We start from the raw sequence: 9,827 nt of genomic DNA, 5'->3' as shown, positions 1-9,827 counted from the left end.
AATCGCACTGCTTACTTCCACGCTGATGGCTAATCTTTACGTGGGTGAGATTCGCACTCACTGGTTCTTACGCACTTATCTTGGCGCACCATAATAAAACTCCTTTTTAACTACTTTAAATTAAGCTTTTAAAGCAAAATCTTTATAAGAACCAAGTGTTACCTTGATATTTTTAAGATCTTCGTAAGTAATGAGTTGTGGGTCAAGAATTACTGGGTTGCCTTGAACTTGGTTTTTCGCAGCATATTTAACTCCAACATAACCAGTCGCATTGCTGATAATGATTTTTAGAGTTTTTTTGCCGTCTGCTGCTAGAACAGGAAGAGCAAGTTTAACATGAATGTCTAGGTAAGCACCATGCTTAACATAAAGTGGAGAACGATCTTGGTCTTCTACGTACTCAAGAATTTTTGCAGATTTTAGCTTAGATTGTTCAAGCTGAGCATAAATATCTTCAATTTCTGCGCCTTCTGGAGAAGAAAGAGTTATTTCCACATTTACAGGATAGTTTTTGAATGTTCTTTCTTTTAAAGAAGTATTAATTGTAGACTCTGGCATAAATTCGCCGTTGAGTTCTTGAATTAATAAGTAAGCAGGCAACTCTGGGTGAGCTGCATTTTTAGGATCATAGTCAAAGAAAGAAATTGCTAACTTAGTTTGTGACTTTGGAACTGGTGCTACTTGTGTATCTGTCATAATGATACTCCATCATATTATGAGTTGTTTAAAAAAAAGTTATTTACCTGCTGGTAACTCGCTAACTAAACGCATTGAAATTGTTAATTCGTTTAAATAGAAGTGTGGCCTTAAGTACATTACTGCGCTGTAAACACCAGGCTTGCCAGGAACGGTTGAGACGTCAATACGTGCTTCACGTAGAGGAAATGCGCTTTTTACCCAGTCGGAAGCAGTATCAGATAAAATAACGTAACGGGAAATCCAATTGTTTAAATAAGCAGAGACACCTTCTGGTATTGAAAAACTTCCAATTTTATCACGCATAATACTCTTTAAATAATGAGCAAAGCGAGATATAGCCATTATGTATGGCATTTGTATAGTTAATGATGCATTTGCATTTGCTAGATCATTGTCATACTCCTTCAATTTATGAATTGTCTTGGAGCCAAAAAATACGGCTTGGTCTGTACCACGTTTGTAAACAAGGCTTAAGAAACCAAGGTCATCTAATTCTTTTTCACGACGGTCGGTAATTGTTACTTCCACAGGATTTTTTTGAACTCTGTTACCTTCTTCATCTGTAAATAGGTAAATAGGGAGGCCATCAACGGTTCCGCCATTTTCAACACCGCGGATATTTTGGAACCAACAGAATTGACGATAGGATTGCCCAATTCTGTCTGCTAAATAGAAAGCAGCATTACCCCATAAGAATTTTTCGTGATCTTTTTCATTTAAATCTTCTACAAATTTAAATTCTTTAACAGGAATGCCATCGTCAGAATATTCATTACGCATGATAACGCTTGGCATAGCTAAACAAACATATTTAGATTCTTCTTTAGAACGGAATGTATTCCAGTTTGCATAATCTACAGAATTAAACATGCGCTCTAAGCTTTTTGGCTTGCTTAAATCGGTAAAGGAATCCATGTCAAATAGTTTAGAACCTGCAGCTGAAATAAAAGGAACGTGAGCAGCAGAGGCAACTAAAGAAACAGCTCTTAAAAATTCGATATCCGTTTGACTACGTGAGCAATAATAATCACCTACTAACATTCCAAATGGTTCACCACCAAAAGTACCGTATTCGCTTTCGTACACTAATTTAAAGAGTCCACTTTGGTCCCAGTCTGGAGCGGTGCGGTGGTCTAAAAGAATGTCATCTTTTGTTGCGTCGAGAACACGAATTTTTAATTTATCATCGGGTTCTAAATTATTGATTAGCATTTCTAGGCCACGCCAGCTTGCTTCTAATTTTTGAAATTCAGCATGGTGAATAATTTTGTTAATTTGTTCAGTTAATAATTCATCAATTTCAGAAATTCTTTCATTGATCATTTTATTAAAATCATTTTTTGTATTTAATTTTTCTTGAACAACTTCTTCTGCAAATACTTGCAACATTTTTTTGAAGTTTTCTTTTTGCTGATCATCAATATCGCTGTGTATTACTTCAAGAATTTTTTCACTGATATCAAAATCTTTCATATCTAAAAATGATAAATCAGCTTCCATTACTTCCTGGTATCTTGCTTGTGCGTTCATGTTTATCCCTTCTTTTTCTTCTTTTAAATATTAGAATTTGTTTCTTCAGGTTGTGATTTTGATTTTTCAGGAGCAGCTGCTAATTTTTTTAGAGCTCCTTTATTATCCATTAACTTTTTCAAAATCACTTCAAGAGATTCATTGCTGTCTACTTTAGACTGAAGGTCAATTAATTTTTTTCTTACTTCTAAAAGTTTTGAAAGAGTAGGATGATTTTCTGCAATTTTACCAGGAGTAAAATCAGCCATGCTTTCCATTTTTAAATTAACAGCTAAATTTGAGCCATTTTTTTTAAGTGTATTTTCTACTGTAAATGAAACTTCTGGTGCAATTTTTTGCATTGTTGAATTAAAGTTTTCTTTTTCAACTGTTAAAAATTGGCATTGTTTTATTTTTTGAGGTTTTTTATTTTTGTGACCAGATAAGTTTGAAATAAGGCCAATAACAAAAGGAAGATCCTTTGGTTTTAAGCCGCCTTCTGCATGAAGATCATATGTAATTTGTACTCTAGGTGGTCTTACTTTTTTTAACTTATGTTGAATACTTAATGCTGACATTTATGTCTCCTTTTATGTTTTACACTTCCCTGTAACAATTAATAAATTGATCGATAATTAAACTTTCATGTTTAATCCTCCAAATACTAAAATTTATATCCGTTAAATATCTGGTAACTCTGAACTTTCATCTTGTGAAACCCGACTTGATTGGTCTTTTACTTCTGGAGCAAAAACGGGGAACTTTGGAATTGCAATTTGTTCATTTAAACTATTATTTTTAAATAATTTGTAATTAAAATTAAATAAAATTGCGTTTTCACCATTAGCATGAATTAAGTTCATTTTTAATTTGTTTGAATTATCACTTCCGTCTTTGCAATCGCGGTATCTCATAATTAAAGCAAGCATACCCCATGGATTATTTTCATCGGAGACAACATTTTGAATATCGTTATTTGTTACTTTAATTGTATTAGACTTTGAAATTTTAAATGAAAGTTTACATGGGTCTCCAAAAGTCCATTTAAAACTAGCTTCTTCTTGTGTTCCATGGTTTGAACCAAATTTTTCAGAGCCACATTCTAATTTCCAATTTAATATTTTATTACCATTGATTTCATTTTGTCTATCTGCACGAAAGAAAAATTCTACTGGAAATTTAATTTTACCATCGGAGTCTTTGCCCGAAGCCATGAAGGAATAAAACTTATTCGTTTTTTGAATAAAGTCTTTATATTCTGGCTTAAAGAAACTAGGATAATATTCTTTCAAAAAGCTTAAATAAGATTTTGCAAAAACTAAATAACTTTGCATAAATGACTTCACATCATCTAATAAGGCATATTGCCCCATCTGCGATTTTATTTGTTTCAATAAAAGGAAATTTGTTCGATAACTTTTGATTAAACATTTTAGAGATTAAATTGTATTCAATTATGCTTCTTTCATAATATAAAGATTGGCATCTGTTACCAAATTTATTGGCAAGGTTAAACTTAATCACATCAAAATAATCTTCATCGTTACGGCGATTGATTTGAATAGATTTTAAATATTTATAACAAGTTTCCGTCACTGTTTTATTTAATGAGTTTAAAATAAAGTCATTTAAGGATGAAATGGAACCAACTTCCGATTTTTCAATTAAATCAATCTTAATACGTTTCCAAAATTCCCTACTTTCAATTTCGGAAGAGTCTTTAAAGGATAAATTTAATTCTTCATGTATTGTCATGAGAGGAGAAACTTGGTCATTGTATATTTTTAAAATAATTCCCTTTTGTTTTTGAAGATATTCGGACAATTCAGCTTCGGTTGAAACAGCAAAATATCTTTGGGCAGCTGGGCTTTCTCCATTCCACCAGTTAAAATTTGATGTTGTTCCAGCGTAAAGACCTGCACTAACTAATTTCCCTTTTAATGTTTGAAAATTGTGGTTAATTTTTGAATAGACAAAAGGAAAAATTGTTTGAGCAATTTGAGATAACTGGTATTTTGTAACAAACGTGTTCATTTGTTTAATAACTTGATATGATTCTACAAGGTTTTTTACATGGTCATCTTGAGAATTTTCAATGGTATTCAAATTTGAGCGATAAGAAGAAGTAAATAATTTATTTTTATTATTAATTAGATGCAACTCTACAATAAATTTCAAAGTGCTTTCAATTTTATTTTGTAAATTCGGTGTGTATTTTTTATCTTTAAATGATTTAATAATATTGTCTAAATTAATGGTGTTATTTAAAACTGTTTGTAAAAATTCGATATTAAAATACTGAATTTCATTTAAAGCCTCTAAAGAGTGTTCATTTGATGAATTTAAAGCGGTATAATCAGATATAATTTTACTTAAGTGTTAAAAAAATAAAAGTCAATATCTTTATGAATTACAACAGATTTATCTAATTCAATTAAATAGAGTTTTTGATCAAATTCCTTAATTTGGTAGGTCAGCATGATGTCTTTAAAGTCTTTAAATATGTCTTCAATTCTTTTTTTATAAAAATCGATGTCTTTTTTAGAGATAATGGATGCATTTTGAAGACTTGTATACAAGACATTATAATGATTTGTATTGATAAACTCATCAACCGATTTTGTTGTTTGAGAAGTTATACTAGCAAATTCTTTTAGTGCTAAATAATCGGCTACAATTTGTTTTATAAATTTAAATTTTTCTTCGTTACTCAAAGAATTAAAGTTAGGTTGCTCAATTTTAAAAGCAGTACTAAATAATTTATTCATTGAATAAGCGTGTGCATCGAGTTTCTTTTTATTAAACTGAGATGTAACTAAAATTTCGAGAACTTTATCAAATTTATCTTTTGATTTTTTTTGAAAAGCGTCATGGCTCATTTCAAGTTCGAGCTTAAAATTTTTACTTTGTAATGTAGCAATTTTTGCATTTGATTTAAAGTCAAAGTTACATTGAGTTAAATTACTATCCGTTCCATAAATTGTTTGAAGCATTTGGTTAACGGATTCACTAAATGAATCGGAATCTTTGTGATTAAGTTTGCTATAAATATTATTGATACGCGACATTCTACTAACATTGTCTGAGGCATAAGCGTAAGCTTGGTCATGATTTGAAAAGTTCGAAATATCATCATGAGCAGTAATAACAACGGTATCGTTCACATATTTATTGAAAGAATGAATTAAATTTTTATTAAAAAATTTAGAAAAATGGGTTGAATATTGTTCTTGAATAGAAGAAGAAGAGCTTTTACTCCAAGAAGGAATGATAAAAGTATAATTGCTATCCATCCTACTTAAATGATAGGCGTCATTTATGATTTCGCAAGAAATATTCGTAATTTTAGAGTTTTTTCCTAAATCAGAAAGTGAATTATACTCTTTAATTTTATTATTTATGTGGCTTATTTTATCGTATTCCTTATGAAAATTTATAAGAGAATCCGTTAAACCAACCCCAAGGGCTACGGTTGTGATTCCAGCAACACCTGCTCCCGCAACAATTACATTTTGATACTTATTAAAACGATTGTTATTTAATCTAATATTTTCAAATTGCGATTCTGAAATTTCTTTTAAAAGAGACTCAATATTGATCATGGAAGGATGATCTAAATGATAAAAGAACATACCAGCGGAACAAAGATTAATTTTATATTTTTCAAGGTTTTTTTCAATTTCATAGTTATAGTTTTTATGACAATTGCTAACCCCATTTTTTAAGGAAGAAACAATTCCAATATATTTTCTAATTTCATTTGAATCTAAATTTTGTTGAACAACATTAAATTTTTTAAAATCGAGAAGTCTTTTATAATTTTCAATAAATTTATCTGAACTTTGCTGAGTAATATTAGAATTTTCAAAATGAAAAGGGTACTCACAAAATCCTACTATTTTTGTATTGTCTTTAATTTTAAAATCTGAAATAATTTCAGAATAGTTTCCTTTAATTGGTAATTCTAATAATGAATAATAAGGAATTTCAGCTTTATAAATTCCATTTAACTCTGAAAGTACAAAATAGTCACGAAAAACAATGGCATTTAGTTCATCTGGATTATTTTTATTATTGGAAATATCTTCATTATCTTTGAAAGAAAGAATTCCTTTAAATAAATAAAAATCATTATTTTTTCTGATTCTCTTTAAAATTCGAATGAAACGTCTTTTAAGAGCTTGCATTTCGGGATTACGCTCTTGATTGAGGACTTCTGTGTTTAAGATGATATAACTCGTATTATTTACAAAAATTGCAGAAAATAAAGATTCTTTTGGAAAATTGTAAATTTTATTTGTTTCAGGATTTAGTTTTTCTATTATTTTAGTTGTATTTTCATCTAAAATGAAAAAGTATTTTTTATATTTAAAATCTTTTTTAATGGATTGAAAATAAAAATAATCCAAAAAATAATTTTTTAGTGCAGGTTTTCTTAAAAATTTAAACTCTCGTTTTTTTAAGAAAATAATTTTTCTTGCAATATAAAATATACTGTAAAGAAATAAAATTATTAAGACAATTTTAATCATAAATTAAATTACCACTTGATTAGTTAAGTTTAAGCATAATATGCCAGTATATTTCACCAATTAAAAAAGAAACAACAATTGCAATAAAAATATATTTTATTGTTAAATAAATTGATTCTTTTTTTATAAAATTCTCATATTTATTTCTTGTCACTAAATAAGAGGGTTTTTCGAATTCTTTGCCAATACTTGTGGAATCTGAAAATATTTCTCTTAGTTTCTCTGTTAGCTCTTCATATTTTTCAGTAAAATCGAGTTCACGGTATTTTCCTTTGAAACCAAGTTTCAACAATGTATAATAAATTTTTGCAAGTTCAGCGTCTTTTGTATTCTTATCTTGTATTAATTTTTCGATCGTATTAAAAATCAGATCTCCACCTGCTTGCGAAGTATAAAGAGCTTTTTCAATAGAATCTAATCGCCAAAACTGTCTTCCATTCCAATTTAAACAGATAAAAGTTTCGTCAAAAAAGCATATTATTGTGAAGATAATCTCATCAATTATTTTTATATCAGATGATCTTCTGTTTTGTTTCAAATATTTTTGTTGATTTTTAAAATATACAATTAAATCATTTTTTAAATTTTTAACCTTTTCTTCACAATCTATTGAATTGAATAAATCCGTATTGACGGCATCATATATATGTTCATTTAATTTTGATATAGATTCATCTATAAATTTATTTATATCAGAAAAAATATCATTAATTACTAAGTTTGAATTTATCATGATACTTTCTCTTGATATAAGTAAATTTCTTCTGGTTCAAACATATTGAGCATTGAATTTGATTGCGTAACTATGATTACATTATCAATTTTATTTTCAATTACTTTTGTTTGAATGTTAAACGTTATGAAATCTTTTTTAACAATAATATCTGGGTTTAAAAACTCTTGTTTTCTTTCAAAACCAATAGCTCTTTTTTCTAAATTAAATTCCATATCTGTTTTTTCGCAAATAAGAGCTGTTTTAAGCCATTCCAATATTTCTTCATCTTTTGTATTTGCTTGTTTTTTTATTGAAATTTTTATGAATTCAGGAAGCTTATTATTTAAATTAATAAAGAAAATGTTATCTTTTTTATTAAAACGATAAGTTCTATATTTTTCAGAAATTTCTTGCTCTAATGAGTTTTGAATTTTTGAAATAATATTATCAAAAATATATTTGATATTTGTATGATCATATATGGTATTTTCCATATTCTCAAAAATTTGATTGATTGAGCTTATTAGCGATAAAGCAACACAACATTCTTTATAAAAAATTTCGGGTGTAGTTGATTTTAATTGCATGATAGATTCAATATTTGAGATCGCATGTTTTAAATTGATATTTAATTGAGTTTTTTCAATATAGCTTAAAAAGTTTTCCGTATTTTTAATGAAATCTATATCTTGATTTAAAATTTCAAGTTTATTTCTCATAAATTCAATTAAACTTAGAGAAATTTGATATAATTTATCGCTTGATTTTATGGAAAGACTTGGTGGAATATATTCTAAAAAATGAATGACGCCATCATCAATTTTAATTTTTCCTAAAGGTAAAAAGGCACAATTTACGGGAGGATGAGTATCCATATGCAAAAATATGTTTTCGTCTAAAGTAATAAATTGTTTTTCTTCATTTTCCCAATCATTAAGACTTTGTGTCTTAGAGGATTTATAGCGAGAGTCCTGTTCCCCAAAAACAAAATTCTTTGGTGAACACTCTGGAATAGAAAGAAAAATATAGGTTTCTTCAATAGGATTATTTTTATACTGATTTAAATCTATTTTAAGTTCAAACTCATTTTCAAAATTTTTGCAAAATAGAGTTCCATCAGAAAAAATACACTCAATTTCTTTAATTTTAAAAATATTATATTGTAATTCGTCTTCTTCTATTTTAATTTTATGAATTCCATAAAAGTTTGGATTTTCAATTAAAAAACGTTGTTTATTTATTATGTCAATTCTTTGAAATTCATAATATAATACCGATGGATGAAGAACATTTCCTTCTTTCCAATTCACTGCTTTTGGTATTATTGAAAATCCAAGATCTTTTTGTATCATTAGATATTACCTTTAATTAAAAATTTCCAATAAATAGATGAAACATATATTCAACATTATTGTCTGCTACTTTTTGTGAAGCTTTAAAAATATAACGATATTGAATACCCAATTCGAGTGTGACATATTTCCATAAATTTATTTCAGCAGAAATAGCGGGGCTAAAATAGTCAAAGTTGTTTATTAATTTAAATTCTTCATTCTCTATTTCAAAATAAGCTCTTCCAAAAGTTGCCCTTAACTTTGGATGTATAAAATATTCTCCAAAAAAGGAATAACCAATTCCAGCATTGAATGAGCTATAATGATTCATAATTACGGATTCAGTTGTTTCTTCAATTTGATATTCAATATTTGTTTTTGTAACTGAATATTGTATGCCAGAAAAAATTGAAAAAGAGTTATTTAGTATTATACCAAGCTGTGTCGACAATAGAGGTGTATATTTATTTCCAAATTTAGATAGATAAAGGCCTTGATCTAAATAATATCCTACATTCTTATCAAAATCTTGATATGAATTTACATTTATAACATTTTGCCTAATATCAGCAGGATATGCTGTATCAATTTCATGAGTTTCAATTTCAATTGCATTTAAACTTAAAGGTAACAATGCAATTATAGAGAATAATATTTTTCCTTTAAGCATTGTCATCTTCCTTAATTGTTGCTTCGAGTTCATTCGATTTTGGATCAATTTCTTTGACTTCAATCTTTAATTTATCAAATAACATTCTAATGTTACTTTCTGAGTTTACTTTTATAGGAAAGGCATTTTCTTGTGAGCTATAACGATTAAATATGTAAATATATTTACAATTTTTTGGAATATTTACTGTGACCATTTTTTTAGATTCGGTTGGTATAATATATGTCTTGTAAACCTTAACATATTGATCCTCCCCTAAGAAAGTAGACACCCAGATCCGAAAAAAACTTATAGGAAAGAGGTGTTGAAATGGTGTTAACCAAAAGAAGGTATACAAGCGAATTCAAGCAAGGGGCGATTGAGCTTAC

The 9,827-nt window shown here is 28.1% G+C and carries 10 protein-coding genes; all 10 read right to left on the bottom strand.

All coding sequences use genetic code 11. The features are described 5' to 3' along the window. Positions 1-120: 120 nt before the first annotated feature. Positions 121-696: a hypothetical protein gene (locus tag ACIQ56_RS10360; RefSeq protein WP_397600987.1), complete on the bottom strand. Its 576-nt coding sequence runs from the start codon at positions 694-696 to the stop codon at positions 121-123. Positions 697-735: 39 nt separating this feature from the next. Beyond that, positions 736-2,229, bottom strand: a complete 1,494-nt coding sequence (gene tssC / locus ACIQ56_RS10355; RefSeq protein WP_397600986.1) for a type VI secretion system contractile sheath large subunit — start codon at positions 2,227-2,229, stop codon at positions 736-738. Between the two features lie 23 nt (positions 2,230-2,252). Next, entirely contained in the window at positions 2,253-2,786 is a 534-nt protein-coding gene (gene tssB, locus ACIQ56_RS10350; RefSeq protein WP_397600985.1) for a type VI secretion system contractile sheath small subunit, read from the bottom strand. A 102-nt stretch (positions 2,787-2,888) separates the two neighbouring features. After that, positions 2,889-3,542, bottom strand: coding sequence for a hypothetical protein (locus ACIQ56_RS10345; protein ID WP_397600984.1), 654 nt, complete (start codon positions 3,540-3,542; stop codon positions 2,889-2,891). A 13-nt stretch (positions 3,543-3,555) separates the two neighbouring features. Further along, the gene (locus ACIQ56_RS10340; protein WP_397600983.1) at positions 3,556-4,386 is read right to left on the bottom strand and encodes a hypothetical protein; all 831 of its coding nucleotides are present in this window, start codon (positions 4,384-4,386) and stop codon (positions 3,556-3,558) included. A 194-nt stretch (positions 4,387-4,580) separates the two neighbouring features. After that, positions 4,581-6,740: a hypothetical protein gene (locus ACIQ56_RS10335; protein ID WP_397600982.1), complete on the bottom strand. Its 2,160-nt coding sequence runs from the start codon at positions 6,738-6,740 to the stop codon at positions 4,581-4,583. Positions 6,741-6,759: 19 nt separating this feature from the next. Continuing rightward, entirely contained in the window at positions 6,760-7,473 is a 714-nt protein-coding gene (locus tag ACIQ56_RS10330) for a DotU family type IV/VI secretion system protein (protein ID WP_397600981.1), read from the bottom strand. Beyond that, positions 7,470-8,807: a type VI secretion system baseplate subunit TssK gene (tssK, locus tag ACIQ56_RS10325; RefSeq protein ID WP_397600980.1), complete on the bottom strand. Its 1,338-nt coding sequence runs from the start codon at positions 8,805-8,807 to the stop codon at positions 7,470-7,472. The genes ACIQ56_RS10330 and tssK overlap by 4 nt, the downstream gene beginning before the upstream one ends. 16 nt (positions 8,808-8,823) lie before the next feature. Next, a complete protein-coding gene (locus ACIQ56_RS10320) occupies positions 8,824-9,459 on the bottom strand; it encodes a hypothetical protein (RefSeq protein ID WP_397600979.1) in 636 nt (211 codons plus the stop codon). Further along, complete coding sequence (locus tag ACIQ56_RS10315) at positions 9,452-9,730, bottom strand: hypothetical protein (RefSeq protein ID WP_397600978.1); 279 nt, start codon at positions 9,728-9,730, stop codon at positions 9,452-9,454. The genes ACIQ56_RS10320 and ACIQ56_RS10315 overlap by 8 nt, the downstream gene beginning before the upstream one ends. Positions 9,731-9,827: the final 97 nt, after the last annotated feature.

The sequence above is a fragment of the Silvanigrella sp. genome, assembly GCF_044369315.1.
Taxonomy (GTDB): domain Bacteria; phylum Bdellovibrionota_B; class Oligoflexia; order Silvanigrellales; family Silvanigrellaceae; genus Silvanigrella.
The sequence above is the reverse complement of the archived record's forward strand: the minus strand, read 5'-3'. Positions and strand labels throughout refer to the sequence as shown.

Bases quoted from the DNA above. Each gene is read 5' to 3' on its own strand.
- ACIQ56_RS10335 (WP_397600982.1), bottom strand. From the start codon at position 6,740: ATGATTAAAATTGTCTTAATAATTTTATTTCTTTACAGTATATTTTAT.
- ACIQ56_RS10330 (WP_397600981.1), bottom strand. From the start codon at position 7,473: ATGATAAATTCAAACTTAGTAATTAATGATATTTTTTCTGATATAAAT.
- tssC (WP_397600986.1), bottom strand. From the start codon at position 2,229: ATGAACGCACAAGCAAGATACCAGGAAGTAATGGAAGCTGATTTATCA.
- ACIQ56_RS10345 (WP_397600984.1), bottom strand. From the start codon at position 3,542: ATGCAAAGTTATTTAGTTTTTGCAAAATCTTATTTAAGCTTTTTGAAA.
- ACIQ56_RS10360 (WP_397600987.1), bottom strand. From the start codon at position 696: ATGACAGATACACAAGTAGCACCAGTTCCAAAGTCACAAACTAAGTTA.
- ACIQ56_RS10320 (WP_397600979.1), bottom strand. From the start codon at position 9,459: ATGCTTAAAGGAAAAATATTATTCTCTATAATTGCATTGTTACCTTTA.
- tssB (WP_397600985.1), bottom strand. From the start codon at position 2,786: ATGTCAGCATTAAGTATTCAACATAAGTTAAAAAAAGTAAGACCACCT.
- tssK (WP_397600980.1), bottom strand. From the start codon at position 8,807: ATGATACAAAAAGATCTTGGATTTTCAATAATACCAAAAGCAGTGAAT.